The 26,536-nt window shown below is 49.5% G+C and carries 21 protein-coding genes and 2 pseudogenes; 5 read left to right on the forward strand and 18 right to left on the reverse strand.

The annotated features are described in order from the left end of the window. Positions 1–22 precede the first annotated feature (22 nt). The 4 genes from BV910_RS12435 to BV910_RS12450 all read right to left on the reverse strand — a co-directional run bounded on the left by BV910_RS12435 (position 23) and on the right by BV910_RS12450 (position 3,961). Positions 23–790 (reverse strand): tyrosine-protein phosphatase, encoded by a 768-nt coding sequence (locus BV910_RS12435; protein ID WP_078147576.1) that lies wholly within the window; start codon positions 788–790, stop codon positions 23–25. 6 nt (positions 791–796) lie between these two features. After that, positions 797–2,002 carry an alpha-amylase family glycosyl hydrolase gene (locus tag BV910_RS12440; protein ID WP_078147577.1) on the reverse strand — a complete coding sequence of 402 codons (1,206 nt, stop codon included), beginning with the start codon at positions 2,000–2,002 and terminating at the stop codon, positions 797–799. Between the two features lie 88 nt (positions 2,003–2,090). Further along, the gene (locus BV910_RS12445) at positions 2,091–3,014 is read right to left on the reverse strand and encodes an LCP family glycopolymer transferase (RefSeq protein WP_078147578.1); all 924 of its coding nucleotides are present in this window, start codon (positions 3,012–3,014) and stop codon (positions 2,091–2,093) included. 101 nt (positions 3,015–3,115) lie between these two features. Next, the gene (locus BV910_RS12450; protein WP_078147579.1) at positions 3,116–3,961 is read right to left on the reverse strand and encodes a YihY/virulence factor BrkB family protein; all 846 of its coding nucleotides are present in this window, start codon (positions 3,959–3,961) and stop codon (positions 3,116–3,118) included. Between the two features lie 126 nt (positions 3,962–4,087). On the opposite strand from BV910_RS12450, the gene gnd (BV910_RS12455) reads away from it, so the two are divergent. Beyond that, a complete protein-coding gene (gnd, locus tag BV910_RS12455; RefSeq protein ID WP_078147580.1) occupies positions 4,088–4,972 on the forward strand; it encodes a phosphogluconate dehydrogenase (NAD(+)-dependent, decarboxylating) in 885 nt (294 codons plus the stop codon). Between the two features lie 39 nt (positions 4,973–5,011). Here the strand turns inward: gnd (BV910_RS12455) and BV910_RS12460 are convergent, their stop codons facing one another. The 3 genes and pseudogenes from BV910_RS12460 to pelG all read right to left on the reverse strand — a co-directional run bounded on the left by BV910_RS12460 (position 5,012) and on the right by pelG (position 8,758). Further along, positions 5,012–5,626, reverse strand: coding sequence for a flavodoxin family protein (locus BV910_RS12460; RefSeq protein ID WP_078147581.1), 615 nt, complete (start codon positions 5,624–5,626; stop codon positions 5,012–5,014). A 107-nt stretch (positions 5,627–5,733) separates the two neighbouring features. Continuing rightward, positions 5,734–6,735, reverse strand: a complete 1,002-nt coding sequence (gene galE, locus BV910_RS12465; RefSeq protein ID WP_078147582.1) for a UDP-glucose 4-epimerase GalE — start codon at positions 6,733–6,735, stop codon at positions 5,734–5,736. Between the two features lie 55 nt (positions 6,736–6,790). Then, positions 6,791–8,758, reverse strand: a pseudogene (gene pelG / locus BV910_RS12475) (exopolysaccharide Pel transporter PelG). 363 nt (positions 8,759–9,121) lie between these two features. Here pelG and BV910_RS12485 point away from each other — a divergent pair. Together BV910_RS12485 and BV910_RS12490 are read left to right on the forward strand one after the other, a co-directional pair. Continuing rightward, a pseudogene (locus tag BV910_RS12485) lies at positions 9,122–9,424 on the forward strand (transposase); the annotation flags it as partial. A 66-nt stretch (positions 9,425–9,490) separates the two neighbouring features. Further along, positions 9,491–10,348, forward strand: coding sequence for a glycoside hydrolase family 191 protein (locus BV910_RS12490; protein ID WP_078147586.1), 858 nt, complete (start codon positions 9,491–9,493; stop codon positions 10,346–10,348). Positions 10,349–10,559: 211 nt separating this feature from the next. On the opposite strand, the gene BV910_RS12495 is transcribed toward BV910_RS12490, so the two are convergent. The 5 genes from BV910_RS12495 to ganS all read right to left on the reverse strand — a co-directional run bounded on the left by BV910_RS12495 (position 10,560) and on the right by ganS (position 17,211). Next, positions 10,560–11,558: a LacI family DNA-binding transcriptional regulator gene (locus BV910_RS12495; protein WP_078147587.1), complete on the reverse strand. Its 999-nt coding sequence runs from the start codon at positions 11,556–11,558 to the stop codon at positions 10,560–10,562. 127 nt (positions 11,559–11,685) lie between these two features. Continuing rightward, complete coding sequence (locus tag BV910_RS12500; RefSeq protein WP_078147588.1) at positions 11,686–13,743, reverse strand: beta-galactosidase; 2,058 nt, start codon at positions 13,741–13,743, stop codon at positions 11,686–11,688. A gap of 44 nt (positions 13,744–13,787) precedes the next feature. Further along, on the reverse strand, positions 13,788–14,630 hold the full coding sequence (gene ganQ, locus BV910_RS12505; RefSeq protein ID WP_078147589.1) for a galactooligosaccharide ABC transporter permease GanQ: 843 nt from the start codon (positions 14,628–14,630) through the stop codon (positions 13,788–13,790). Further along, positions 14,630–15,886: a sugar ABC transporter permease gene (ganP, locus tag BV910_RS12510; protein ID WP_078147590.1), complete on the reverse strand. Its 1,257-nt coding sequence runs from the start codon at positions 15,884–15,886 to the stop codon at positions 14,630–14,632. Before ganP ends, ganQ begins: the two co-directional genes overlap by 1 nt. Positions 15,887–15,945: 59 nt before the next feature. Then, a complete protein-coding gene (gene ganS, locus BV910_RS12515; RefSeq protein WP_078147591.1) occupies positions 15,946–17,211 on the reverse strand; it encodes a galactooligosaccharide ABC transporter substrate-binding protein GanS in 1,266 nt (421 codons plus the stop codon). A gap of 191 nt (positions 17,212–17,402) precedes the next feature. Between ganS and BV910_RS12520 the strand changes: the two genes are divergently transcribed. Beyond that, positions 17,403–18,428 carry an aldose epimerase family protein gene (locus BV910_RS12520; protein WP_078147592.1) on the forward strand — a complete coding sequence of 342 codons (1,026 nt, stop codon included), beginning with the start codon at positions 17,403–17,405 and terminating at the stop codon, positions 18,426–18,428. Between the two features lie 89 nt (positions 18,429–18,517). On the opposite strand, the gene BV910_RS12525 is transcribed toward BV910_RS12520, so the two are convergent. From BV910_RS12525 to BV910_RS12550, 6 genes are all read right to left on the reverse strand, one after another. Then, positions 18,518–20,002, reverse strand: a complete 1,485-nt coding sequence (locus tag BV910_RS12525) for a UDP-glucose--hexose-1-phosphate uridylyltransferase (protein WP_078147593.1) — start codon at positions 20,000–20,002, stop codon at positions 18,518–18,520. Continuing rightward, positions 19,999–20,997, reverse strand: a complete 999-nt coding sequence (gene galE / locus BV910_RS12530; RefSeq protein ID WP_078147594.1) for a UDP-glucose 4-epimerase GalE — start codon at positions 20,995–20,997, stop codon at positions 19,999–20,001. The genes BV910_RS12525 and galE (BV910_RS12530) overlap by 4 nt, the downstream gene beginning before the upstream one ends. Then, the gene (locus BV910_RS12535; protein ID WP_078147595.1) at positions 20,994–22,175 is read right to left on the reverse strand and encodes a galactokinase; all 1,182 of its coding nucleotides are present in this window, start codon (positions 22,173–22,175) and stop codon (positions 20,994–20,996) included. Before BV910_RS12535 ends, galE (BV910_RS12530) begins: the two co-directional genes overlap by 4 nt. A gap of 201 nt (positions 22,176–22,376) precedes the next feature. Continuing rightward, a complete protein-coding gene (locus BV910_RS12540; protein ID WP_078147596.1) occupies positions 22,377–23,900 on the reverse strand; it encodes an FAD-dependent oxidoreductase in 1,524 nt (507 codons plus the stop codon). Between the two features lie 90 nt (positions 23,901–23,990). Continuing rightward, the gene (locus BV910_RS12545) at positions 23,991–24,386 is read right to left on the reverse strand and encodes a hypothetical protein (protein ID WP_078147597.1); all 396 of its coding nucleotides are present in this window, start codon (positions 24,384–24,386) and stop codon (positions 23,991–23,993) included. A 161-nt stretch (positions 24,387–24,547) separates the two neighbouring features. Further along, a complete protein-coding gene (locus tag BV910_RS12550) occupies positions 24,548–25,396 on the reverse strand; it encodes a MurR/RpiR family transcriptional regulator (protein ID WP_078147598.1) in 849 nt (282 codons plus the stop codon). A 245-nt stretch (positions 25,397–25,641) separates the two neighbouring features. Here BV910_RS12550 and gnd (BV910_RS12555) point away from each other — a divergent pair, with 245 nt between their 5' ends. Next, a complete protein-coding gene (gene gnd / locus BV910_RS12555; protein WP_078147599.1) occupies positions 25,642–26,523 on the forward strand; it encodes a phosphogluconate dehydrogenase (NAD(+)-dependent, decarboxylating) in 882 nt (293 codons plus the stop codon). Positions 26,524–26,536 lie beyond the last annotated feature (13 nt).

Genomic DNA, 26,536 nt, shown 5'->3' on the forward strand with positions numbered 1-26,536 from the left:
ACCCCGTCATCGGGCAATTGATTTACCACTTCCAGCGTCCTCGCCAGTTTTTTTCTGGCAAATGAGGCGGATTTACCGCAATCGGTTCATCGGCTAACATCGCCTCCGTAAAGCGGAGCTGCTGTTGCCACATCTCTTCCCCTAATTCGTTGATGACTTCCTGCCTTGCCGCTAACCAATTAAAATCACGATGTTCCACGTTATGGGCATCGGAGGCGACGATGTGACTCAGCCCGTTACTGATGAACGTGAGCGCGAGTTCCCGTACCTGTCTTCCGAACTGCCCTGTCAAACTGCTTGTCGTCACTTGCGACAACGCACCCGCTGATACGAGATGGTGCAATTTTTCGGGATGGAGTGCAAATTCACGATTCCGCTCCGGATGCGCGATGACCGGAACGTATCCAGCCGCCTGTAGTTGAAAGAATAAGGACTCCGTATAAGCTGGTAGACTTTGACTCGGCAGTTCCACGAGGACATATCGTGACCCAGCGAGCGAATGTGCCTCTCCGGAATCCAACGCTTCGACCATTTCTCCAAAAATTCGAATCTCTTGTCCAACATACAAGGTCAAGGGGATCTGTTCATCATCGAGTCGTTTTTGTAGATGCGCGACTTCTTGCGTGATGTCATGATGCTGCGTCTCAAAGTACGGATGATACGCGTGTGGTGTCACGACAATCGATGTTACCCCTTCTTCCACCGCACGTTTCGCGAGTTGAAGGGATGCTTCCATTGTACGTGGTCCATCATCTACTTCAGGCAACATATGACAATGTACATCAATCATGAGTGTTCACTCTCCATTGTGTGATTGTTTTAGCCAAACGTATTCATACGGGCGAAGCGTTACATTTGTCATCCATTCTTCTGTAAAGAGACTCGTCCCTTCACAATCCGTCTGCACCGTCTCTTCACTCATATTCGTCAATAACAGTAGGGTCTCCTCTTGATGCGTTCGCTTAACAGCGAAAACGCGCCGATCGAGATTTAGGACCTCTTGACCAATGTAAGGAGACAAGGCAGGGTGGAGTCGTTTCACATTCAATTGGCTCAATATCCCTTCATAAACACGAAGTCGATCCGGATCGCGTTTCAATGCTCGGACGAGATCTTCCTGTTCAACCGGTTGTGACACCCCAAATAAAGTTCGGTAATCAATCAACGGAATCCCTTGAAGCGACAACAATACACTGTGGGCTGCGAGAATCACATCTGGGTTAGTGTCCATCAGATTTTTCTCAAACGGATCACGTTCCGCCGAAGAGAGGAAGTTGAAATAGGTTTGATCGGCTCTCAGCGGATGCACCTGACTCGCCCAATCGGTCAATCGTGTCACATTGGCCTGCGCAAACGCTAAAATGACATGACTGGATAAGTCGAAATGACAGACGACGTCCGCCTCTTCCTCAAAGTTTAGGACTGAATCGACACGTTCATTGGCAACGATGAGCTGTGCATTCGGCTTATACGTATGCATAATCGTACGCCACAGTTTGAGGATGTGTTTGACTCGTTCCGGTTCTATTCCGCGAAACGACTCGACATGGACACGGATTTTCGTCGCTCCATACGCCAGACGTTCAATCAGTTCATCTGTTACGGTGACAAGGTCGAGTTGTGACTCATTCCATGCTTCAGGCGTCATCTCGTAAATCAAATCGAACTCATCGGTGAAACGTCCTAAGTCTTCGAACAATTGCACCCGCGAGTCGATGGCTGTGTCCTGTTGTTTCGTTTGATACGGAAACAGGGAGACGAGATAGAGATCACTCACCGTTGTTTGGACATGATCGGCTAACCATTGATGGAGAGCCTCGAGGTTCGCTCGTCCGTCAGTCAGGATAAAACCGGCATCCACCAACAAGACGTTTGTTTTTTCAGAAGGGCGTTCATGGTCGTGCCAACGATGATCCGACCACTTTTCAAACAACCGTTCCCACTTTTCTTGCGAGGTCTCCCCGAGTTCGTGGAGTACCTCTTCAATCGTTTCCCATTTCATGACTCATCCCTCCTTGGCATCTCTTTATTTCTCCCACTTTCCGTCCCCTTTGAAACACAAAAAAACTGTCCGACTTGGGTCAGACAGTTTACTCCATCAATCGTTTCAACTCTTCCTGAACGCCATTCAACGAAGAAGATTCTGGATTCCAATAATAGATGCCGTCCCCCTCTAATCCGCCCGCACCCTCAAGCCGTAAGACACTCGCGTTACGGAACGCGTTCATATAGTCCGTCGACAAAGAGACGAATTCATTGAGCTCGATATTCGTCTTCGCCTGATCGCCGACCACCTCGAGTAACGCGGTGACCTTGTCGAGTGAGAAGTCCGTCCGTCCTTTTTCGATGATGGCGGCGACGACATCACGCTGACGTTCTTGACGTCCGAAGTCACCGTTTGGATCGTTATAGCGCATCCGGGTGTAATCGAGTGCCGCTTCTCCGTCTAACGTCACCTCACCAACGGGAAACGTGTAATCTTCTGTCGAGAACGCAAATTTATTCATGACGGTAATGCCTCCGAGTGCATCCACGACGTCGCTGAATGCCTCCATATCCGTTTCGATGACATAATCGATTGGGATGTCGAGAAAATTCTCGACCGTATTCATTGCCATTTCGGCCCCACCGAACGCATAGGCATGATTGATCTTATCACGTGTCCCTTTCCCGACGATTTCAGTCATTGTATCCCGGGGAATCGAGAGCATCGCTCCTTCATCAAGTTCCGGATTGAGTGTCAGCACGATGATTGAGTCACTCCGTCCCTGTTCAGTTCCGCGTCGGTCAATCCCAAGCAAGAGAATGGAAACAGACTCTTTGCGTTCAATGGTCTCGACCTGCTTGCGCTCTTTGCTGATTTTCAAGTTGTCATTCACTTGTGCGACGGTGTCATCGACTTCTTTTACCATTGACCAGACGAACGCGCCACCCGTGATGAGCACCAAGGCCATGACGCCTGCTACAACCCCTAGTACGATTTTCCACTTTGATGGTTTACGATGTTTCGCCATGCGGCCACACCTTCTTCCGTGAAATAGTACTAGTTTATTCCCATGCCACGGGTTGTTTTAAAGCATGTTCACAAAGAATAATCACGATATCCCTTTTTTTGTTACGGGAAATGGGTCCGGGTCGGTTGGCGGGTCATATGGTAGGGCCATGCCGCATTGATTTCTGCCCCGATCAGCATCGTCGCTGCCGTCAGATAGAGCCAAATTTGTAGTAGAATCACCGCACCAATCGTGCCATACGTGTCCCCTAGAATCGAGAAGCGTTCGACATAGACACTGTATCCGGTCGACAGCAATTGCCATGAGATGACCGCAAACACGGCTCCGGGAAGTGTTTCGATGAACCGTACTCGCTGTTGTGGCGCGATTTTATAAAAGAGCGAGAACGCCATGATCAAGATGAGCGTCGAGACCGTATAGCGCGTCAGAGTCGACAAGCGGTCGAATTCTTCAACTTTTGGATAGAGGGCATAAATCAGTTCGACAAACTCTTGACCGAATAGATGAAACACAATCAAGATGACCGCCCCGATACTCCCTGCTAAAATCACGAGCAACCCGATCAACCGTCGGAAGATATAGCCACGCGCTTCAGTCTCCCCATATGCGAACACCGTCAGCTTGACGAGTCGTGCCGTCCCGTTCGAAGCAGACCAAAACGCGATGATGGCACTGACCGATAACAGTCCGCCGTTCAAGTTTCCGCTCACATCATAGACGATAGATAACAGCTCACGCACACTTGAACCGGGAATGAGCGTTTCAATCTGCTCGATGAGAAGCGCGTCATCGATTTGAAACCATGCCATCACGGCAAAGAGGACGACAAACGTCGGAAAGATGGCTAAAAACCAAAAAAACGCCAGTGTGGCACTATAATCGTTAATATGATGGTCTTTGAATCGATGCCTGACGTCCACGGCCAGTCGAAACATACTTTCAAACATCGCCACCCTCCTCTCATCACTTCTTCTCTTATATCATTCTACATCTCGGGCAACCTGTCCTTTTGAGCAATCGTTATTTCGGGTATGCCCTATAGAGGACTAAATCTTACAAATGGGGTGGAACGAATGGAAATCGGTATGATCGGACTTGGTAAAATGGGCCTCAATTTGGCTCTGAATTTGACAGACAATGGGCATCGTGTCGTCGGGTATGACCCGGGAAACGTATCGACGAGTCAATTTGAGACGAAAGACTCTTTGCAGGAGGTCGTTTCCACGCTTCAGGCCCCTCGCGTCGTCTGGGTGATGGTGCCGGCGGGTGACGTGACCGAGCACGTCTTGAACGACTTGCACCATCTTCTCTCCCCAGGTGACATCGTCATCGATGGAGGAAACTCGAACTACAAGGAGTCAATGCGACGTTCCAAGCACTTTAAAGAAAAACTAATCTATTTCTTCGATGTCGGGACGAGTGGTGGGATGGAAGGTGCCCGTCACGGAGCGTGTACGATGATTGGAGGCGACTTGGAAGCGTTCGGAAAAATCGAACAGCTCTTCCAAGACGTCTCGACCGACCACGGTTATCTGTATGCGGGACCAAGTGGAAGTGGTCACTTTTTGAAGATGGTGCATAATGGGATTGAGTATGGGATGATGCAGGCGATCGCAGAAGGGTTCGAGGTGCTCGAGAAGAGTCCGTTCGACTATGACTATGAAGATGTCGCGCGCGTATGGAACCACGGCTCGGTCATTCGCTCGTGGCTCATGGAGCTGACGAAGAGCGCCTTCTCAAAAGATGCGAAGCTCGATGACATCCGTGGGGTCATGCATGCGTCCGGTGAAGGCAAGTGGACGGTCGAGACGGCACTCGAGTACGACGTCCCGACGCCCGTCATCGCGCTCTCCCTTATGATGCGTCAACGTTCGCTTCAAGACGATACGTTCTCAGGTAAAGTCGTTGCGGCATTACGAAATGAGTTTGGTGGGCATGCGGTGGAGAAGAAAGAGTAAATCATCAAGGTCTCGACCAACATCGGTCGAGACCTTGATTCATTCCATCGTATTCCCTTCTGCCGGAATGGGATGGTTTTTAAGCATTCTCGCAAAATGAACGAGGTTATATGCCATCGTCTTGCCATGAGACTTCGTGAATTCATTTTCTCGTCCAGCATCGAGGTACGAGTCACCCGGTCCCGCTTCCCCGACCCAATACGTATCGACGTTCGGCGGCACGGTGAAACCGATGTGGGACAATCCATATAGAATCGAAGCACAGGCGTGTTTCGCCCCGTCCTCATTCCCCGTGACGACGACTCCTCCGACCTTGTTGTAGTAGATCGCCTGTCCCGATTTATTCGTCAGCCCGCTACCGCCGTATAGACGTTCAATCACTTGGGTGGCGACGCTACTCTTCTCCCCGAGCCAGAGTGGTGTCCCGATCACGACAATGTTCGCGGCCTTCACTTTTTCAAAAATCTGTGGCCACTCGTCCCCATCCCCTTCATCTTCCGTCACACCGAACGTGACGTTGTAATCGACGATTCGAACAATCTCAGATTCAACATCGAGCGCATCGAAGTGCGGGATGATATCACGAATCAACCCTTCCGTATGCGACGTCATGTCGCCACCTTTTAACGTACAGTTCAAAAACAAGGCTTTCATTCGACCCCTCCTAAGTAAAATGATGTTCCATTAGGTGTTCCCGTTCACCATCCTTTCTAATACAAAAAGAGACGGTCATCGTGTGATGACCGCCTACTTCATGGAACTTATTCACTGTACCCTTTCGGATTATTCGATTGCCAACGCCAGGCGTCCCGACACATCGCTTCGATGTCATGTCGTACCTCCCAGCCGAGAATGGCCTTCGACTTTTGCGGGTCAGCAAAAATCGCCGCGACATCTCCGTCTCGCTTACCCGTGATTTGATAAGGAATCGTCTGTCCGCTCTCCTGTTGGAACGTTTGAAGCAAATCGAGGACGCTGTATCCTTTCCCGGTCCTGAGGTTGAACGCCTCCACTCCCACGTGTTTCCCCACATACTCCAACGCCTTCAAATGACCAAGCGCCAAATCCACGACATGGATATAGTCGCGCACGCCTGTCCCGTCATGCGTCGGATAGTCATCTCCGAACACTTGAAGTTCTTTCAGACGTCCGGCTGCGACTTGTGTGATGTATGGCATCAAGTTGTTCGGGACATCAAACGGATCTTCTCTGATCGTCCCGGAGTCGTGAGCGCCAATCGGATTGAAATAGCGAAGAATCGCAATCGACCACGATGAATCGGCCGTATAGAGGTCGCGCAACATCTCTTCGATCATCAGCTTCGTTCGTCCATACGGATTGGTCGCACTGAGTGGGAACGATTCATCGACCGGTGATGTGGTCGGGATTCCGTAAACGGTCGCCGATGAACTGAAGACGATGCGTTTGATCCCATATTGGTCCATCATCCGCAATAAGACGAGCGTCCCGGCCACGTTGTTGTAATAGTAGTGAAGTGGTTGACTGACGGATTCGCCGACTGCCTTTAGACCGGCAAAGTGAACGACCGCATGAATCGAGTGCGTCGAGAAGATTTCATCGAGCAATTCCTGATCTCGAATATCGCCTACGTATAAGGTGACCGTCTTCCCCGTCAGGATCTCGATTCGCTGAATTGCCTCTTGTCGGCTGTTGGACAGGTTATCCAAAATAATGACCTCGTATCCTGCCTCAAGTAATTGAACGGTCGTGTGTGTCCCGATGTACCCCGCGCCACCTGTCACAAAATTGTTTTCATGTGCTTCACCCCATTTTCTAAAAGTCCATCTGCAGCGATTGTTAAGCCGAGCGGTCATTGAGCCAGTCTCCGACACGACGGAACGTATCCGTCCGTGGAGGTGTTTCGTTTCGGCTAAACGTATGATAATCAATTTCGGACACGTATCGAATCAAGCGAATGAGCGAGAAGGCGAACGCAATGGTGCAGCCAATCGCAAAACTAAGACCGTAACTGTCAGGACCGAGCGGTAACAAGAAGAACGTCAACCCGGCATTCATCGTGATGAAGAGGGCCGATGTATACGCCGCTCCCCGATGGTCTTCAAAATAGAGCAGGACGAGCGTGAGAACGAGCACCATGGCGTTTGAACAGGCACCAATCGTCGTCATTTGAAAGACATCTCGAATCTCAGGTGACAGACCGAGGAGTGAGAACAAAACGGCCGCGAACAGGATGAAAAGAAGCGAAACGAGTCCTTGGTTTCGGAACAGGCGCTGCAACTCCTATCGTAAGACAAGGAGCATGGCCGCTTTCGAACGTTGAATCTGTTGGTACGTCCCACCTTCGTTCACGTATCCATAAAACACGCGATACCGCTCATAAAAACGCGTCTCGACCGACACAACGAATATCGTCATCGTCGGAATTATCGTCAAATAAGAGAGGAAGATGGCTGCGTCATAGATCGGATGATAGCGGAATGTGTCGAGGTGGACACTCCCTCCTTCCGCGAACCAGATGATCCATGTGCCGACCCAGATGCCGATGTTATAGAGGAAACTGGTCCAAAAGAGTGCCGGATAGCGGTCAAAATAACGGTAGAACGAGAATTGACCGACCGTACTCCGGTTCGGGAACGTAAGGAGCATCGACGCGAACAATCCGAACAGTGTGACGACGAGCCCGAGCGTCATACTTGCCGTTAAGGCGAAACTCTTCATGAAAGACTCCGTCAAATACGACATCAAGAACTGATCCGTGATGATGATTGCGGCGACGGCAACGATCCCACCGGCGACAAAGCTATATGCAACCGCCTGATAGAATTTCGCCGCACTGAGGAACAAAAAGTGTACCCAAATCAAGTTGACCGTCATGAACAAAACGAATGCTACAGCGTTCAGCAACGCCGGGAGTTCGGAGAACGAGAGGAAGACGGCGAACAACACCGAGGCGATGGCGACGGTCGTCTTCATCATCCCGATGAACGCCGGGAACAGCATCGATAGCGTCTGCACCATCAAGCCTCGTGAGTTCTTATCCGTCAACGACGTCGTATTCCAAAACATCACTTCTCCTTTCCCATAAGGAGATTGCCATAGAATCGGTTCGTTTTTGGCAGAAATGAGGACGTCCGCTTCCTCTTTCAGTTCGACGTCAGCGATGCTGTGGACGAACAACCCTGAGTCTTGAGGCAAGTCGACGTACCCAGGGAAAATTTCTTGTTCAAAAATCAACCCGTTGATTCCATCTTTAAAGTCCCCGAAATCATCGACACCGACCAGTTCAGCCCATTTGGCATCGATGAAACGCCCGGCGATGTAGAGTCGTCCGCCGTCCTCGACGAACCGTTTGATCGTCTCATACGGCCACTTGTCCGTATTCTCACCGCTCAAGACGAGTACGGAATAAGCTGACGGACGTAGCGTCTCAATTTCCTCTCTCGAAATCTTCGTGTACGGTAATTTTGCATAATCTAACGCAGACGTGAGGTTGTTCAAGATCGACGTCGAGAGTTCGTCATCATTTTGATGAATATAAATCTGCAACGCCTCACCTGAAAGCGCACGCTCTTCACCTGCGACAATGTCAAACGTTCGTGCCTCGTGTTTCTCATTCGGGATCAAGCGATGGCCGTAATCAAGTCGTAAAAACTGAACGACCACAATCGTTAAGACCAAAATGGAGAACAAGGCGGCAATATAGCCATAATAAGAATGTCTGCTCCATCCGCTCTTTGAACCGGTCCGCAAATTCTTGCGGCGTACCCGGCAGTAGAAAATGTAGCGTCTCGGACTCGGCATCATAACCGATCACATCGATTTCACGCATCGATTGACGTAAAATCAATTCCATCTCGATGAGCGATAGATTGACATGATCGACCCGAAGCGCGACCGTGCTGTACGGCTGATCGTACTGTTCATGGCGAGCCGCTTGGAGCTTCACTTTCTCGTCGAAACCTGCCATTTGATAAATTTGAGTCCCTTCGACAAACTCGTGTTGGGTCAACATGAGTTCCATCGCCCGCGCTTTCTCGATCCGTGTCCCCGCCCAATCCAACACGAGTTGCATCATGTTCATCTCGTAGCTTCGTAACCGCGTCAGGTCGAGTTCTTGAACGATGACGACTTCTCGGATCGCACCGTCATAACGAATCGGGGCCGCAAGGAGCGGGTCCGATGATCCATAGTGACCGAGGATATCAATACACATCGAGAGGGTTCAAACGCATGGTAGAAGATGCGGGGCTGACCCACAGCATGTCCCGGGTCGGACGTTGTCTCGACAACGCCCCGATCGAGGGCTTTTGGGGTACCCTGAAAGTCGAGATGTACTACCTGCGTGAGTTCCAGGTCTATAGCGAACTCACGTCGGCCATCGAGGCCTACATATCGTTCTACAACCATGACCGTTTCCAGAAACGGCTAAACGGCTTGAGCCCTGTCGAATACAGGTCTCAAGCCGCCTAGTTTGGTTTTCATTATTTGCCCTGTCTACTTGACGGGGAGCAGTTCACAATCAGGAGGGTTTTTTTAATGGGTATTATCTCACTCAAACGTACGGTAGCGATGTGTTGTGCGTTCATCGTCGGGATGTCCTTGTTGACACCGGCAACGGCTAGCGCCACAACTGGCAATCCGTTAGCAGACGTGGCGTCGTATAAAATTTATTACGATGCTCCGACCAAGTCGAAGATCAAGAAGATGCAACGCTATGACCTCATGATCATTGAGCCTGTCTATTACACAGCTGCTCAAATCAAAGAGCTCAAAAAGTACGGGACGAAAGTATACGGCTACATCAACACGATGGAAGCCGATAACTGGGACACGGACTTCATCAATCAATTGAATGAATCCGACTTTTTCCATCGAAACGGGGAACGCGTTCACTACGCGGAATGGGACTCCTATTTGACCGATATCACGTCCTCTCATTATCAAGCGATCCTTGTCGCTGAAGTGAAGAAACAAATTGTCGATAAAGGGCTTGACGGAGTGTTTTTAGATACGGTCGGTAACATCGATAACGAGCACTCGGAACAGCCTGACGTCCTAGCGGCCCAGCGTGACGGCATGAGCCAGTTCATGGGTACGCTAAATGAGTTGTATCCATCGCTGTCATTGATTCAAAATTGGGGATTCGGTACATTGAAGAGCCATACATACCGTTACGTAGACGGTATCATGTGGGAGAGTTTTAATTATAATGTCGTCTCGAAAGATCAATGGTCGAAAAACCGAATCCAAGAACTGCGTACACTCGATACAACGCACAACATTAAGACGCTTACTGTTTCATCGGCTCAACAAGCAAAAAATAAAGCATTTGCAAAAGAAAATGGTTTTATCCATTTTCATGCAAACTCTTCACTAGATTATAACAATTTCTAAAGTATGATAATAGATTTTATTTCTTGATGCAATAGTCATTTGAACGACGTGTAACGTATATGCTACGCTTGCCAGTCCTGTTCAAGAATTCCAAATTAAGTAAAGCAAAGAGGCAATCACTTCGACATCAGTCGGGGCGATTGCCTCTTCTTTTTTGCGTGCAGCCTGTTTATGTTGCTAAAACGACTCCGTTCAAGCGTGATTATGACCATCATCGCGGTGTTTCTGTCGCCTGATGGCTTTCTCGGAGCACAAGTTCGCTCGCAAGTGTGACGACCTTACCAATCTCCCTACCACCTACACGCTCGAGCAAAAGCGTGACCGCTTCTTCTCCCATCGTTTCCGTGTGAATTCGCACCGTGGACAATCGAGGTGATACATATTTTGACACACTGATATCATTGATACTGATGACCGCGACATCTGTTGGCACATTGTATCCCGATTCTTGAAGCGCCCGCAGTGCACCGATCGCAAGCGTGTCGCTCGCAATGAAAAAGGCATCTGGTAGCGCATCTTTGACGAGGTCTCGCATCATCTGATAGCCATCTTCTGAGGAAAACGCCCCCGTCCGATGCCATTTTTTATCGTAACGTTTCCGTTCTTTCATATACTCGACATACGTGACTTCTCGAGGATCGACGAACGTCTCCGCCTGATCTTTCGACGATTCGCGTCCTCCGATAAATCCGATCGTCTCGATTCCAATCGATTCAAAGTAAAACAAGACTTTCTCCGTCGCGCGTCTCAAATCCGTCATCACAACATCGATTGCCTCATCTTTTGGATCATAATCGACGAAGACCAAATGAGGTTGCAACTGTTTCAAGTAATCAACTTCTTGTCGACTGTATTTCCCAATGACAATGGCCCCATCAAATTCGCTCAAATCGTGTTGGGCAATTTCGGGAAACGTCATCTTTTGAAGCTGGATCTGTTGATGACGACAACCACTCTCGACGCCATGGCGAATCGCCATATAATACAAGTCATTCAGCTCTTCTTCATCCGTCAGCCAGTAAATCATTGCAAATGAACGGGCCTTCCCTTTTTTCGTACCTTTTTTCCGATAATCCAACGCTTCAGCGACTTCAAAGATCCGTTGTTTCGTCTCCTGTGTCACCGAGAGCGTCGGATCCATATTCAGAACGCGTGAAACCGTCGCAATCGAAACGTTCGCCCGTTTGGCGATATCTTTAATGGTAGCCATTTTACTCACTTCCTATTCTATCTTCCATTTAACGATATATTAGACGCAAATTCAATCGTCAGCCAATACGTCACATGCCTCACACCATAAATAAGACGCCAACCGAAACCGGTCGACGTCTCCCTTCTCAACGCGTCGCTTTAAAGACGTGTGAAGCATAACGGTCGAGTTCAACTGTCCCAGTATGTTTCACTCCCGTCACAAGGTCTTCCATCTCATAAGGTAGCTCAATTGTTTGGCGTGACTCCGTAAAGTTCAGCACAAAGATATAATCCGTATCCTCAGCACGTCGGACTTGTACCGAAACGCCTCCCCGATGCTTGATTGCGACCGGACGATCAATGTTCAATTCATCGAGCAACCGTCCATAAAACGTACGATGGAACGCCTGATCCATCCGGGCACCGATATAGTAGGCGTCCCCTTTTCCGTGCGTATGTTTCGTCACAGCAGCAGTACCTGCATAAAATTCATCTTCGTATACCGCAAGCGACTGAGCTGTCTCGATCCGGAGTGGCGTCGCATAATCTTTCAATTCGAATCGGCTTTCCCCGTAACGGACAGACTGTCGTTCCGAAGGGTAAAGTGTGTCCGTCTCAAGCGGCGTGACGCCAAACGTATTCTGCAGTGGCGTCAACCAACCATTTGGGTGCACGAGATCATGACGATCAACAAGACCAGACATGTACGTCATCACGATCGTCCCACCATCTCGTACAAATTGTTCGAATCGTTCAGCGAGCGATTCTTCCATCAAATAGAGCATCGGAACGACAAGTAACTGGTACGATGAAAAATCATGTTCTTTTGTAATGACATCGACAGGGATATCTTGTTCCCAGAACGTACGATAGTGCTCTTGAAGTGTTTGTGGGTAACGTTTCGAATCAAGACCGAATCCTTGTGCGTCATCGAGCGCCCAGTTACTCTCCCAATCATAAAATAGGGCGACCTCGGCCGGACGAACCGATCCGACAACCTCTTGTATTTTTTCAAGTGTCACACCGACTTCACTCACCTCTTTGAAGACGCGGTTGTCTGGACTGTTATCGTGGTCGACAACAGCGCCATGGAACTTCTCCGAAGAACCACGTGATTTGCGCCACTGGAAGTAGAGCACGCTATCCGAACCGTGGGCGAGCATTTGCAGCGACGATAATTTATGCATGCCCGGACGTTTCGCTTTATTGACCGGATGCCAGTTCACCGCACTCGGCGTCGATTCCATAAGTAGGAACGGCTGTTGTTTCAAACTCCGGTAAAGGTCGTTGATCATGCCGACCTTCATCGCTAAATTAGCCGTCGACTCCCAATCGTTATGCCACGCTGGGTATGCGTCCCAGCTGATGACATCGACATGTTTCGCAAATTCGCTATAATCAAGCGATTGAAACGGGATCAGGTCGAACGTATCGGCCATAAAGTTCGTCGTGATCGGGATGTTTGGCGTCCGTTCACGTAGCGGGACGATCTCATGTTTATAAAAATCAATCGTCTGATGCGTCACAAATCGTTTCCAATCTAAATTCATACCATGGACGGCACTCTCACCGATCGGGGATGGCGATTCAATTTGCGACCACTCTGTATACGTATGACTCCAGAACGGCCCCCACCAAGAATCATTCAGTTCTTTCAATGAACTGTACTGGTCTTGGAGCCACGTCCGAAATGCATCTTGGCATAAGTCACAGTGACAATCTCCACCGTATTCGTTCGAGATGTGCCACATGATGAGAGCCGGATGATCTCCGTACCGTTCAGCGAGCAAACGGTTCATCTGTTGTGTCTTCTCACGATATACCGGCGACGTGAAGCAATGGTTATGTCGCGCACCGTGTAGCTGCTTCACCCGACTCGAATTCGTACGTAGTACTTCAGGGTACTTCGCAGACATCCACGTCGGACGGGCCCCACTCGGCGTTGCGAGGATCACGTGTCCACCGATTGACGCGATCCGTTCAATGACGTCGTCAAGCCATTCAAACTGGTAGACCCCTTCTTCCGGCTCGAGACAATGCCATGCAAAAATACCGATTGAGAACGTATTCGTATGCGCGAGTCGCATCAGGCGAACGTCATCATCTAAGATTCCTGGCTGATCAAGCCACTGATCCGGGTTATAGTCGCCCCCGTGTAAGAAGCGCTTCGCTTTCGTCGTGTAGATCCGTTCATAAGTTGCCATTGTCGTTTCCCTTCCTTCTCTCTATCTTATTTATCACGTTCTCTTTATCCCTTCGTTCCGCCTGTCGTTAATCCTGCTACGAAATGTTTCTGCAGCATAACGAAAATAACAGCAACTGGAATACTAATTAAAATCGCACCGGCCGCAAACGTCGTATAACTCGCCCCCATCACATCATTGACGAGATTGTAGAGCCCGATCGGTAGCGTATAGGCATCTTGCGTCCGAAGAATCGTCGAGGACAATACAAAGTCGCCGAGTGGTCCGGTAAAACCGTTCATTGCGACGACGGCGAGCATCGGACGACAGAGCGGCATCAAAATTTGTAAGAAGATCCGTGTGTTCGACGCACCGTCAAGCTTCGCACTCTCGTCAAGGTCAATCGGGATCGAGTCCATATACCCTTTCATCAAATACGTGTTCATCGGGATTTGTCCCCCGATGTACAGCATGATTAGAAGCCAATGGCTATTCATCATCCCTAACATCTGAGCGAGAACGAACAATGCAATCAACGCCGAGAACTGAGGAATCATTTGTAAAAGTAAAAACAAAGTGAGCGCGCGTTGCCGCCCTTTGAAACGGAAGCGAGAAAAGGCATACGCTGTGAATGAGACACTCACCAACGTTCCGAGCATCGTGAAAACGCTGATTTTCAACGAATTCATATACCAGTTGACGTATTGCAAGTTCTCTTTTCCAGCAAACAACTCTCGATAATGGTCGAGCGTTGGATTTTTCGGAATGAGCGATGTACTGACAAGGCTATTTCCCGGGTTAAAACTGGCCCCGATCGTCCAAAGAAGTGGATAGACGATGATGGCGACGACCGATAGCAAGAGTGCGTACGATAGAAAAATTCGTAGGTTGAATTTCTTCATGGCCATCATTTCCCTTCCTTAAATGAGTTTGTTTTTCTAAATTGCCATAGCGCGATCGAGATGACGAAAATCGACAGCAAAATCGTCAAGGCTGCCGCAAGCGCGTATTGGCCGGATTGCATCGTTAACTTGTAAATCCAAGAGACCAAGATGTCGGTACCACCGGCATTCGAACCCGGTACAGCCGGACCGCCTCCATTAAATAAGTAGATGATATTGAAGTTGTTAAAGTTAAAGGTGAATTGCGTAATGATGATCGGAGCCATCGCAATCATGATCATCGGCATCGTAATATGACGGAACTTTTTGAACGCTGATGCTCCATCAATCGTGGCCGCCTCATACAAATCTTGAGGAATCGATTGCAAGACACCGGTCGTCACGATGAAAACGTAAGGAAAACCGAGCCACCCCTGCATAAACACCAATGCCACTTTCGTCCATCCGGCAGACGTCAACCATGGAATCGGATCGATGCCAAACGTGGCGAGAATATCGTTATTGATCGCCCCAAAACTATCGTTAAATAGTCCAGCGAAGACGAGGATCGTCACGAACCCTGGAACAGCCCACGGTAAGACGAAAAACGTACGAATCGTCTTTTTAAAGCGGATCTCTTTTTGGTTGACGACGACCGCAAGAAAAATCCCTAAGGAAACTTGTAACGTCGACGCGAGCACCGTCCAAATGACCGTCCACGACAACACGTCGAGGAACGTCGATCGCCAAATGTCGACCGTGAAGATTTGGGCGAATGTATCAAATCCGACCCAATCTGCCAAATTCGCTGGAGGCGAATGATAGAGATCGTAGTTCGTAAATGCCAACGCGAAACTGAATAAGATCGGGAAGATGACAGCAAAAATTAGAATAAATAGCGATGGTGCGCTGATCAAATACGGATATCCTGCATCCTTCATCGCAAGATAATCTTGTCGGAGCGAGCCGAGTGAGAAGCCCTCGTCTCGTCTTTGTCCATTTCGATAAGCGTCTCGTAGATTGAATCCGTAAAAGGCCACACCGAATAGCAACACGATGATTGCAATGATTCCTTCTGCGAGTAAGAAAATCGAATTATCCCGCGGGACCTCGGTACCGAGCGTCACAATGCCCCATAACCCCATATTCAATAAATCAACGAATACGACTGCGTACGCAATCGTAATGATTAAAAATAGTCCACCCTTTAGCCACTGACGATTATATAGCTGTCCGAGACCAGGTATGATCGACAAAAGTGTACTCAGTTGACGATGTTGCACAATCTTCACCTCACGTCCTATTGTTCAATAAAATCGGCAGGACGAGCCTGCCGATCGCATCAGTTACTATGTTTGGCTTTAATTTGACCAGAAATCGTTTCGACGGCTTGTTTCATCGCTTGCTCTGGTTTCGCTTTACCAGTTGCAACAGTTTGAAGCGCCGCGTCGACTGGTTGCCATACTTCATTCATTTCTGGAATGTTCGGTGTCAACTCAGCAAACTGAGATTGTTCCGCCACCGCTTGCGCGACTTCACTCTCTGTGACAGCCGGGTCACTCGCGAGCGATTTGACAGCTGGAACTTCTTGCGTCACTTCGAAACGAGTCCGTGAGTTTTCTTCATCTCCAAGGAACTTCACAAGTTTCTCTGCCATCTCGGCATTTTTACTGTACGAACTAACGTTGTAGCTCTTCACACCGAGGAACGAACTCATGTTGTCACCGTTCGCCAACTCAGGCAATTTGACGACACCGTAGTCGATCCCTGCTTTTTTGAACGGTTCGACGTTCCATGGTCCTGAGATGATGGCAGTCGCTTTTCCTTCAGTGAACAGTGATTCCAAGACGTTAATCCCTTGCTCACCAATAATCCCAGCTGGGAACAGCTTGTCTTGATAGAATTTTTGGATGAGTGTAACTCCTTCAATCGCACCTTTGTTCGCTAATCCGATATCCGATGTGTCGTAGTTTCCAGCGTCATCCTGTCCGAAAATATAACCGCCTGAACCACTCATCACACTTTGTGCGTAATAAATTTGATCAAACAGCGCTAAGAATCCGAATTGCTTCCCGTCTGTCACTTCTTTCGAATAGTCGTACCATTCGTCAAGCGACTGTGGGAGATCCGCTTCATCGATTAATGCCTTGTTATAATAGAGAACCGTCGATTCAACAGCTTTTGGCACACCGTACACTTTGCCATCCACAATTTGCGATTGAATGGCGACGTCTGTGTAAATCGATTGTTCTTCAGGTGTCAATGCAATCTCTTTAATAAGTCCCTCTGTCACCGCTGTCCCGATTTGGTCCCCAGGCATCGTCAACACGTCAGGGCCTGTCCCAGCCGGACCGTCCAAACGCAAGTCTTCGATTTGTTGTGCGTACGTCTTCTCGATGACTTTTACTTTGACGTCGTTTTCTTTTTCAAATCGTGCAACGGCTTCTTTGATCCCTTCGCCTTTTTCAACATCCTCCCAAACGATCAACTCGTTCGAGCTCGCTTCCGTTGATTCCCCCGATGTCTCTTCTCCTGGCCCACAAGCGGCAAGGATTGAACTCATAAGGAGTCCTCCTGCTAACAATGTATATCTGCTTGTCGATTTCATAAACCGTTCCTCCCGAAACTGTGATTGTAAGCGCTTTTACAAATTCAATATAGCACCATTAGTAAAAATAGTAAATAAATTTTAGTAAATTTTTAACTTTTTATTTACCTCTCGTTTTTGTATGGTTAAAGTATCCCGTATTGTACAGGCTGACAGATGCGGTATCTTATAACTAAGGAGCGTGATGAGAAATGGATATAACCAAGCAGCAAACGGATGGTGTGACCGCGTTCACCCTCAATCACCCGAATGGCCTATCATTGCGAATGCTCGACCGAGGAGGCATCCTCACCCACTTGTTCGTCCCAGACCGAACGGGTAACGTCGAAAACGTGCTGTTGACGTATGAGACAACAAACCAATACATGGACGACCCGAACTATATGGGTGCGCTGATCGGCCGCGTCGCCGGTCGGGTGCGACAAGCTCGCTATAAGACTGGTGATTCGGTCCACCATCTCGAGTCGGACACGCCCGATCAACTGCACGGCGGACCGGGTGGATTGCATCAAGTTTCATTCGATGTCGAACCGTTCGAAGAGAACGAAGACGTCGGCTTACGACTGACGACAAAGTTATCGAACGAGAGCGGACATGTCGGGACTGTCGACGTGATGATCGAGTATCGCTTGACCGCATCGAACGAGTTCATCATTCGGTACGATGCAGAAGTAAGTGAACGGACACCACTCACACTGACAAATCACGCCTATTTCAATTTAAGTGGAGACGCGAAAGAAACGATTCATAATCATCACTTGGCGCTGCAAGCCTCTTCCTTCATCGAACTCGATCCGGATTTGTTGCCGACCGGACGAATGTGCGACGTCAATGACACACCTTACGATTTTCGGGACGGAAAACCGATCGCTAGCGCGCTATCTGAGGAAACAGAGCAACAGCGATTCGCACTTGGTGGCATCGACCATTACTTCTTACTGGACTCAACACAGCACGATCACGTCACATTGATTCATCCCGAAAGTGGCCGACGGCTTCGCGTGACGACGACCTATCCAGGCCTCGTCGTCTACACTGGAAACGCGCTCACGAGCGACACCGTGTTAGAGGCTGGACAAAATGGGGCCCACATGGGAATTTGTTTCGAAACCCAACATCCTGCCGCTTCGCTCGAAATGGGAGAACTCCCTTCAATCTGGTGCGAACCAGGTCAACACTACGAGCATGAAACTGTGTATCGATTTGACAACATATAAAAAAAGACAAACCGAATCGCGACAGGCGATCCGGTTCGTCAACAACCTGAAAACCGCCGATTCGGCGGCGGTTTTCTTATGTCGTCTACTTATTGTGCTGTTTCTTGGGCCGGTTGACACGCTTTAATAAATCGTCTCAGTCCGGCGTCACCTGTCGCTGTCAGTTTAAAGACACCGCAATCCTCTAATCCACGTACAAACTTATGCCCGACCGCTTCATAAACAAACGCTCGTGCATCTTCCTTCCCGTCATACCGGTCACGGAGCTCTTCCGCCCACGCCTGATGCATCGGGACGACCGTGGCGCTACCTGTCTCGACGAAGGAAATGACGGCCTCTAACTCCTCTTTTAAACGAGCCGGCAAGACCGCAAGTCCCATCACTTCGATCAACCCGATATTCTCTCGTTTGATATGATGGATGTCTGCGTGAGGATGGAAAATCCCTAGCGGATGCTCATCTGTCGTCCGGTTGTTTCGAAGGACGAGATCGAGTTCATACACCTCATCTCGCATTCGCGCGATCGGTGTGACCGTGTTATGCGGAGCGTCCGTCTCGGCTAAAATATCGTTTTCCTGATCCGAGTAACCGCGCCACGTCTCCAAAATGTGCGTCGCACAAGCGACAAGGTCTGCTTGAACTTTCCCTTTCAAGCGAATGACCGACAGTGGCCATTGAAGCGAGGCGCCCGTAATTGATGGGTACTCTTCGAACACGAACGTCTCACGCTCTTTCGCATCGGCCATCGTAAACGTATACTGTCCACCTTGATAGTGATCGTGGGACAAAATCGAGCCCCCGACAATCGGTAAATCCGCATTCGACCCTGCAAAGTAGTGCGGGAATTTCCCGACAAAATCAAGCAGGCGCGTGAACGTCCCACGGTCGATCACCATGTCTCGGTGCTCTTCTGACAACAAGATGCAATGCTCGTTATAGTAGACGTAAGGCGAGTACTGCAAATACCAGTTTTCCCCGCCGAGTTCGAGCGGGACGATCCGATGGTTCGTCCGCGCCGGATGATCTAACCGACCGGCATATCCTTCATTTTCCACACAGAGAAGACACGTCGGATAGCCCGCTCCCGATGCGCCGCTTTGTTTTTGACGGGCAATTTCTTTCGGGTCTTTTTCAGGTTTTGACATATTGATCGTCATATCAATCGCACCGTATGCTGTCTCGACTTTGTACGAAATGTTCTTTTTAATTCGTTCCGTTTGGATGTAGTTCGAGTTCTCTGAAAGTGTATAAAAATAGTTAGTCGCCGCTTGCTTATCCTCATTGTATTTTTGATAAAATACCTGCTCGATGACAGATGGGCTCGGGACGAACACGTCCATGAGTCTCGCCCCTAGTATCTCGCGCTCGGCCACGAAATCTTCAATCATTCCCGTCTCAACTGCTCCGTCGATCAGACGATCCAACAGGTGAACGATCGATCCGGATGCCACTTCGTCAGCTGGCGTCTCATTTAACCAATCCAACAAACGATTTCTCGCATAAGTGCGGTCTCGCGATTGAATCAGATCCGCCTCAATCGCTGCCTCGACAAGTCCATTGATCCAGCGGCTCATATCAACACCTCGTCGTAACCGCTCGGGTTCGCTTGATGCCATGCCCAAGCGTCCTCGATGATCCGTGTGACATCCGTGCGGGTCGGTTTCCACCCCAGCACTCGGCGCGCTTTTTCTGAAGACGCGATGAGCGACGCCGGATCACCTGACCGACGTGATTGGACACGCGACGGGATCGCATGACCCGTTACATCACGGGCTACTTGAATCATCTCATGGACCGAGAATCCTTGGTTTGAACCGAGATTGAAGACGTCACTTTCGCCTCCGTCACGTAAATAGTCGAGCGCCAACACATGGGCATCAATCAAATCCTCGACATGAATATAGTCACGGATGCATGTCCCGTCAGCTGTTTCATAATCATCACCGAACACCTTGATTTCCTCACGTTTCCCATTGGCAACTTCTAAGATGAGCGGGATCAGATGGGTCTCCGGACGATGGTCCTCTCCAATGACACCGCCTTGTCGCGCTCCGGCCACATTAAAGTAACGCAGTGCGACAAACCGGATGCCATGTGCGGTTTCGACCCAATGCATCATCTTCTCCATGGCCAACTTCGTCTCTCCATACGTCGATGTCGGGTTCGTCGCGGCCGCTTCCGTGATTGGCATGACAGTCTGGTCTCCATACGTCGCAGCCGTTGAGGAGAACACGAGAGACACCGTCCCGTGCTCCACCATCGCCTCAAGTAAACATTGCGTCCCGTATACATTATTGGCGTAATATTTGAGCGGGTCGGTCATCGATTCCCCAACGAGCGAATTTGCTGCGAAATGGATTACTTGTTCAATCCGCTCCGCCGCAAAGACACGCGCTAAAAACGCTTTGTCTCGGATGTCACCCTGGTAAAAACGAGCTTTTGGATGGATGGCCGCTTCGTGACCCGTCTCCAAATTATCAATCACCACGACATCTCTTCCTTGGTCAACCAATTGATAAACAGCATGGGACCCGATATAACCGGCTCCTCCAACGACTAAAATACTCATCCTACCTCTCCTTTCACTTGCTCAATCACCTCATGGACGCCAGCACCGATCGATGCCACATAAAAGGTTGCTGCATAACCGATTTTACGCGTATACGTTTCCTGGACTTGTTCGATAAACTGTTCGACCGCCTGATCATGTACAAGCGCAATCGCACAACCTCCAAAGCCAGCTCCTGTCATGCGGGCGCCAATTGCGCCGTTTTCCCAGGCTGCCTCGACTAATGTATTCAACTCGATCCCTGTCACTTCATAATCTCGATCGAGTGAGCGATGTGATTCGTTCATCAACTGACCAAAGCTATCGATTTCATTCGCTTTTAAGGCTTCAAGCGCCTCCAAGGTGCGCGCATTTTCAGTTACGGCATGACGGGCCCGGCGATATAGCGTGTCGTCCGTCAACAGGTGTCGATGTGTCTCGAACACGTCTTGATCCAAGTCACACAACGCCGAGATGTTCAGCTCCTGTTGCAAACACGCCAACGCGCGATCACATTCGGCACGCCGTTCGTTATATTTCGAATCGGCAAGTTCTCGCCGTTTGTTCGTATTCATGATGACAATCGACATGCTATTCAAGTTGAGTGGTGCATACTCACATTCAAGCGTGTCACAATCGAGGAGCATCGCGTAATCTTTTCGCCCCATCCCAATCGCAAACTGGTCCATGATCCCGCTGTTTACACCAATATATTCATTTTCAGCACGCTGACCGATTTTAACGAGGTCAAGCGGTGCAAGACCGATCGCATATAACGTATTAAAGGCATAGCCACTCACGAGTTCGATAGAAGCCGAAGAAGAAAGTCCCGCTCCGTTCGGAATGTTACCGTAGTATAAACAGTCGACTCCACTCGTCACGTCATCATGCGACATCAAATAATGTAACATCGCCTTTGGATAATTCGCCCACCCTTCTTCTTCCCGGTAGGTCAGCTGATCGATCGACGTCTCGATAATGCCATCTGCTTCGAAATTCATCGAATAAAAACGGCATGTCCGATCGTTTCGTTTCCGGACGAGCATATACGTGCCAAACGTGATTGCCGCCGGAAACACATGGCCACCATTGTAATCGACGTGCTCGCCAATCAAATTAATTCGGCCAGGCGCAAAAAACTGATGGGTCGCGCCCTCGAGGAACTGTTTCTTAAATTCTACGTGCATGGTCTCTCTCATAGTTGAATCGTCTCCTTTTACTCGGCAATCCTTTTGGACAAGCATTTCTTTGCTCAATCTTCTACTTTCCATTTACACATTTAGCTTAACTTATTTTTACTAAAAAATAAAGTTTTTTTAGTAAAAAAAGACGGTACCCTTTTTCGATAAGCGAAAACGAAAAAAGGGCCGACAACGTCCGCCCTTTCGACTCCTTCTGCTTCATTTTTTTCGCGATAGCGGCTTAACAGCCGGTCCTTCGATGACTTCTCCGTTCGGTTTGAAGCGTGATCCATGACACGGGCAGTCCCATGACCGCTCCGCCTCGTTCCAGCTGACCGTACAGCCCATATGTGTACACGCTGTTCCGACCATCGACACGTTACCGTCCGGATCGCGGTATGCAGCGACATGCTCGCCATCATGGTTGACGATCGCCCCTTCATCGAGTCCGAGATCTCCGACTTGCTTATGTGACGGTTTCAGCTTGCCTTTGACAAACTCTTTCGCCACGTCAGCGTTCGTCTTCATGAAACGGGCGGCGTCCGCGAGCTTCCATTTCGACCGTGTCGGATCGTATAACTCCTCGTAACGATTTTGTCGTTTCGTGATCAGGTCGGTGATCAGACACGCCGCAACAATCCCTTGGCTCATTCCCCATTTTGAAAACCCGGTCGCGACGTATACGTGTGGGGTGTCTGCCGTCATTCGACCGATATACGGTACTTTGTCGAGCGTAATCAAATCTTGAGCCGACCAGTGATAGCTGAACGTCTCGGCACCGAAATGACGCATGCCGAACTCCCCGAGCGCTTCATAGCAGGCCACCGTCTCTTGCTTATGCCCCGTCACATGGTTCTCGCCCCCGAACATGGCCATCTTCTTCCCATTCTCGAGTTTGACGTGCCGGATCGAACGGCTCGGCTTGTCGACGCTGATAAACATCCCTTCCGGAAATTCGTCAACCTCGGCTGAGACGACATAGGACCGCTCGACTTCCATCTTCGCAAAATAAAGCCCTTTGAAGTCGTTGAACGGAAAATGGGTCGCGACGACGACGTCTTGCGCCTCGATCGCATGACCCGTGTTCGTCTCAAGCCGATTGGGCGTCCCGTACTCGATCCCGGTCACGCGTGTCATCTCATGGAGCGTCCCACCGAGTTCACGGAACCGCTTCATCAGACCTTGTAAGTATTTGACCGGGTGAAACTGGAGTTGGTCACGCATGACAGTCGCCTTTTTGACGGCGTATGGCAACAGCCTATTCACCTCACTCGTGGCGTCACCGCCATCGATGCCTAGCTGATGATAAGCCGCCTCTTCTTCCTCGAGCAGTGTCGCCGAACTTGAAGAAGAAAGCGTGTACAGATAGGCGTACTGACGCTCGAGGTCACAGTCGATGTTTAACGTCTCGACTTGCTTTTCAAGAAAACGAAGTGCTTCCATATTTGCTTCGTAGTAAAGACGAGCCTTCGCTTCCCCTATGGATTTGACTAATTCGGTATAGACGATTCCATGTTGAGCCGATACTTTGGCTGTCGTATAGCCGGTCGTACCTGTTGCGAAGCGGGCCGCCTCGACTAAAACGACTTGTTTCCCTCGCTCGGCTAACTGTAACGCCGTCTGTACCCCGACGATGCCCGCTCCGACGACGACGACCTCGGTCGTCACATCGTGGTCGAGCGGCCTCACCGTCTCGTCAGACGCGGCGTCACGCCAAAATGATGTTGGAAAATCACGTAACATATGTGTCCCTCCTTCAATTCGATCCCTCGTTTGAATGCATGGTTGACTTACCCTTCATCTGGAAAAAGAAAACAAAAAAGAGGCTTCACGTTAAGCCTCTTCGTCATTCGGGATGACAATCTCATCGAATTGTTGATCACGACAGAGGTTGATCGCCTGCATCGCGAGCTGATAATCCGACTCTGGTAAGGTGATCAGCTCGGTCGGGAGCACCCATTCTTTATTGTTATACAAATGGATAACCAGTTTGACGAGCACGAGCACCGGCTTTTCAAACGTGTTGTCATCGATAATCGTCGAGGTGCGGATTTTTCCTGCCTCTAAATCAATGTACGGGAGCAGCAGCTCGCGCACACATTCGTTACCAGCAATGACGTACAACGCGGAAAAGTATTCTTCCCCGACGTTCCCTGGGTCTGTCAATCGTTGCGACAATTGCTTAAAGACGTTGTAATGCGCAGTGGATAAAAAATCGATGCTTTTCATGACGTGTCCCCTCTTATACCTCTGTCTTTTTCAGTTTATCTATTATTAATTCCACGGTTTACCAAAACATAATCCTATTTAGTGATTTCATCCGGTTCTACTTTCCAATCCGTCACTTCTTTTTCAATTATTCGACGCAACGAAACGATGGTTTAGACGATTCAGATACGCCGGAGCGAGATGGCTTTCCTCATATGTTGCAGGGCCGTACGTCCTTCTTCCCCGCGCCGCATCATGACGACGGTGAACAATGCGTCGATCAGACTGAGCTCGGCGATTCGTGAGGCGAGCGCCTCGGAGCGGAACTCGGTCTCTTGTGACACGGTGTAGAGCGCGATGTCGCAAAGCTTCGAAAGAGGTGATTTCGCATAGTTTGTGATCGCAATCGTCGGCACGCCGTGTTCATTCAATACTTTCGCCACGTCGATCGTATCTTTCGAGGCCCCTGAGTGCGAGATCAGAACAGCGGCGTCGTCTGCGGTCAATTGAGACGCTGACATGAGTTGCATATGTGACTCCAAGTTCGCCGTGACATACAGGCCGCTCCGAACGAACTTATGGTAGGCATCAAGCGCGATAACAGCCGAACCCCCGCTTCCGAAAAACTCGATTCTTCGAGCCGAAAGAAGACGTGTCACCGCTTCATCGAGCGCGGTCGCCTTTAAAATTTGTCGCGTCGCTTCGAGCGTCTTCACATTCGATGTAAAAATTTTCTCGGCGATTTCAATTGGTGTGTCCTCGCTTGAGATATCCTCATGAATGTCCTGGAGCGGCGCGACGACATCGGTAGCGAGCGCGATTTTCAGCGCCTGATACCCTTTGAATCCGACGCGTTGGCAAAAACGAAAGACGGTCGATTCGGCGACATCTAAGTCATCAGCGACTTGATTGATCGTATGGTGAATGATGCGCTCCGGTTGTTTCAAAATATAGTCGGCAATACGTTGTTCTTTCTTGCTCAGTTTCGTGTAGGCACCACGGATGCGGGCCAGGCCGTTCATCGATTCCATGTGTCTCACCCTTTTTCTTTTAACGATACCGTTTCGAATTTTTTTCCGCAATGAGATCCTTTACTTTATGTGTCGAAAACGCTTTTTTATTCCTCATTAACATAGTAATCTCACCTCTGACAGCATGAAGATTCGCACTTCACAATTAAAAAAGAATAAAATTCCGTAAATTATATTGAAAATCGAATTTATTTTGATATGATAAATCTAGAGACGGAAAAAAATTCTTTTTCAGGGGTGACAATATGGAAATTGGTTTGATTGGTTTAGGTAAGATGGGATACAACTTGGCACTCAACTTGAGCGACCACGGACACACGGTCGTCGGGACGGACGTCGGGAATGTCACTTCGGACGCGTTCTCCATCGTGCCGACGCTCGAAGATGTCGTGAACAAGTTGTCGACACCACGCGTCATCTGGACGATGGTCCCTGCCGGCGACGTCACGGAAGCGGTACTCGCTGAACTATATGAGCGCCTCGAACCCGGCGACATCGTAATTGACGGCGGCAACTCGAACTACAAACTCTCGGTCGCACGCGCCGAACAGTTCGCCGAGAAAGAGATCAAATTCTTCGATTGCGGGACGAGCGGAGGCACGGACGGGGCACGAAACGGTGCCTGTACGATGGTCGGGGGTGACGCGGACGCATGGTCGACAATCGAACCGATCTTTAAAGACTTGTCTGTCGAGAACGGCTACCTGTACACAGGCCCTGCCGGAAGCGGTCACTTTTTGAAGATGATCCATAACGGCATCGAGTATGGGATGATGCAGGCGATTGCGGAAGGGTTCGACATTTTGGAGAAGAGCCCGTTCGACTACGACTATGAACAAGTCGCACGTGTCTGGAACCACGGGTCGGTCGTACGTTCTTGGCTCATGGAACTCACAGAGAATGCCTTCAAGAAAGATGCGAAGCTCGATGAGATTCGCGGGGTCATGCATTCATCCGGTGAAGGTAAATGGACGATTGAGACGGCGCTCGACCTTCAAGCCGCGGCACCGGTCATCGCCCTTTCGCTCATGATGCGCTATCGCTCTCTCGAAGACGACACGTTCTCAGGTAAAGTCGTCGCCGCGCTCCGCAACGAGTTCGGTGGCCACGCGGTCGTCAAGAAGTAACATCTGTGGAAAA

The sequence above is a fragment of the Exiguobacterium sp. HVEsp1 genome, assembly GCF_002009685.1.
Taxonomy (GTDB): Bacteria; Bacillota; Bacilli; order Exiguobacteriales; family Exiguobacteriaceae; genus Exiguobacterium; species Exiguobacterium profundum.

Bases quoted from the DNA above. Each gene is read 5' to 3' on its own strand.
- BV910_RS12435 (WP_078147576.1), bottom strand. From the start codon at position 790: ATGATTGATGTACATTGTCATATGTTGCCTGAAGTAGATGATGGACCA.
- BV910_RS12440 (WP_078147577.1), bottom strand. From the start codon at position 2,002: ATGAAATGGGAAACGATTGAAGAGGTACTCCACGAACTCGGGGAGACC.
- BV910_RS12445 (WP_078147578.1), bottom strand. From the start codon at position 3,014: ATGGCGAAACATCGTAAACCATCAAAGTGGAAAATCGTACTAGGGGTT.
- BV910_RS12450 (WP_078147579.1), bottom strand. From the start codon at position 3,961: ATGTTTGAAAGTATGTTTCGACTGGCCGTGGACGTCAGGCATCGATTC.
- gnd (WP_078147580.1), top strand. From the start codon at position 4,088: ATGGAAATCGGTATGATCGGACTTGGTAAAATGGGCCTCAATTTGGCT.
- BV910_RS12460 (WP_078147581.1), bottom strand. From the start codon at position 5,626: ATGAAAGCCTTGTTTTTGAACTGTACGTTAAAAGGTGGCGACATGACG.
- BV910_RS12490 (WP_078147586.1), top strand. From the start codon at position 9,491: ATGGGTATTATCTCACTCAAACGTACGGTAGCGATGTGTTGTGCGTTC.
- BV910_RS12495 (WP_078147587.1), bottom strand. From the start codon at position 11,558: ATGGCTACCATTAAAGATATCGCCAAACGGGCGAACGTTTCGATTGCG.
- BV910_RS12500 (WP_078147588.1), bottom strand. From the start codon at position 13,743: ATGGCAACTTATGAACGGATCTACACGACGAAAGCGAAGCGCTTCTTA.
- ganQ (WP_078147589.1), bottom strand. From the start codon at position 14,630: ATGGCCATGAAGAAATTCAACCTACGAATTTTTCTATCGTACGCACTC.
- ganS (WP_078147591.1), bottom strand. From the start codon at position 17,211: ATGAAATCGACAAGCAGATATACATTGTTAGCAGGAGGACTCCTTATG.
- BV910_RS12520 (WP_078147592.1), top strand. From the start codon at position 17,403: ATGGATATAACCAAGCAGCAAACGGATGGTGTGACCGCGTTCACCCTC.
- BV910_RS12525 (WP_078147593.1), bottom strand. From the start codon at position 20,002: ATGAGCCGCTGGATCAATGGACTTGTCGAGGCAGCGATTGAGGCGGAT.
- galE (WP_078147594.1), bottom strand. From the start codon at position 20,997: ATGAGTATTTTAGTCGTTGGAGGAGCCGGTTATATCGGGTCCCATGCT.
- BV910_RS12535 (WP_078147595.1), bottom strand. From the start codon at position 22,175: ATGAGAGAGACCATGCACGTAGAATTTAAGAAACAGTTCCTCGAGGGC.
- BV910_RS12540 (WP_078147596.1), bottom strand. From the start codon at position 23,900: ATGTTACGTGATTTTCCAACATCATTTTGGCGTGACGCCGCGTCTGAC.
- BV910_RS12545 (WP_078147597.1), bottom strand. From the start codon at position 24,386: ATGAAAAGCATCGATTTTTTATCCACTGCGCATTACAACGTCTTTAAG.
- BV910_RS12550 (WP_078147598.1), bottom strand. From the start codon at position 25,396: ATGGAATCGATGAACGGCCTGGCCCGCATCCGTGGTGCCTACACGAAA.
- gnd (WP_078147599.1), top strand. From the start codon at position 25,642: ATGGAAATTGGTTTGATTGGTTTAGGTAAGATGGGATACAACTTGGCA.